General features: G+C 62.0%; 1 protein-coding gene. It reads right to left on the minus strand.

All coding sequences use genetic code 11. The features are described 5' to 3' along the window. Window positions 1–1095: IS21 family transposase (gene istA, locus HIJ39_RS22980; RefSeq protein ID WP_169103348.1), on the minus strand; the 1095-nt coding region annotated here is incomplete at its 3' end. Between the last annotated feature and the right edge of the window lie 199 nt (window positions 1096–1294).

A 1294-nucleotide genomic window follows, 5' to 3' on the forward strand; every position in this document is an offset into this window, starting at 1 on the left:
CCCCTGATGAAAAATCTCCACCGTGTGAGCCGTCGTGCGGACTTCCACGGTCTCGCCGACCAGGTAATACGGCACGCTATAATAGCGGGAGTCCACCTGGATGTGGTAGTCGGGATGGACGCGGGCCTGCGTCCAGGCCCCCGGCTCAAACGGGTGGATCGGCAAGGGCTGGAGGGGTTCGGCGGCCTTCAGGGTGGCCCGACACCCCTCCCATTTTTGGAAGGGCCGGGCATTCAACCAGGCCACGCAGTCGGCGATGGCCGCGTTGAGCTCCGCCAAGGTGAAAAACTGCCGTTTGCGTAAGACGGCCAGGACCCAGCGTTCCACCAGTTGTACCCCGGTCTCGGCGGGGGCTTTGTGCGTAGGTTTCCGCACCCGCGCCGGCACAATGACGGTGTCGTAATACTGCGCCATTTCCAGATACGACGGATGCAGGTAGGGTTCGTAGGGATGGGGTTGCTGCACCGCCGCCTTGAGATTGTCCGGCACCACGCAGGCAGGCACCCCGCCAAACGCTTGAAAGGCGTGAACGTGCCCTTGAATCCACGAACTGACGGACTGGTCGGGGTGCGCCTCGGCGAAGACATAGTGGCTGTAGCCCAGGACGGCCACAAAGATCTGCGCCGGATGCGTTTCGCCGGTGTCGCGATCGATGACGGGCACCGTGGGGCCGGCGTAATCGACAAAGACTTTGTCGCCGGGTTGATGGGGCTGGCGGAGAACGACGTCGAGCCGTTTGCACCAGCGGTGGTAGTGCACGCAGAACTGGGAGTATTGCAGGGCACCGTCGGGATGCTCCCGCTGATATTCGAGCCACGCCAATTCCAGCGTCATGCCTTTGGTGGTCCGTAAATCCTGATGAATCCGGGGCCAATCCGGCTCCGGCCGCGTGCGCGGCCGTCCTTGGTTGCCGGGGTACAGGCGTCGTTCCAGCTCGGCGTCGCCGATGTCCGGCAGCGGCCAGCTGAGTTCCGCAGCCTGGACCCGCTTAAGCAAATCGCCCACGGTGGTGTGATGGACGCCTAAACTCCGGCCGATGGCGCGATCGGTCTGGCCCGCGTGATGCAGGCGTAAAATCTCCCGAATATGTCGCATCGGAATCCTCCGTTTCGCCATAAACTCCTCTCCTTCGACGTCGTGATGACACCGAAAGACAGTGTACGGGCCCACGGGGTGGTGGTGGAGATTTACCGGAATCGGTGGTGGAAATTTTTCGGAACGAATGGTGGCGAATTACTGGACGAGGTGGTGGGAATTTACCGGAATGGGTGGTGGATTAGGTCCGGAATCCGCA

The sequence above is a fragment of the Sulfobacillus harzensis genome (assembly GCF_012933365.1).
GTDB classification, from domain to species: domain Bacteria; phylum Bacillota; class Sulfobacillia; order Sulfobacillales; family Sulfobacillaceae; genus Sulfobacillus_B; species Sulfobacillus_B harzensis.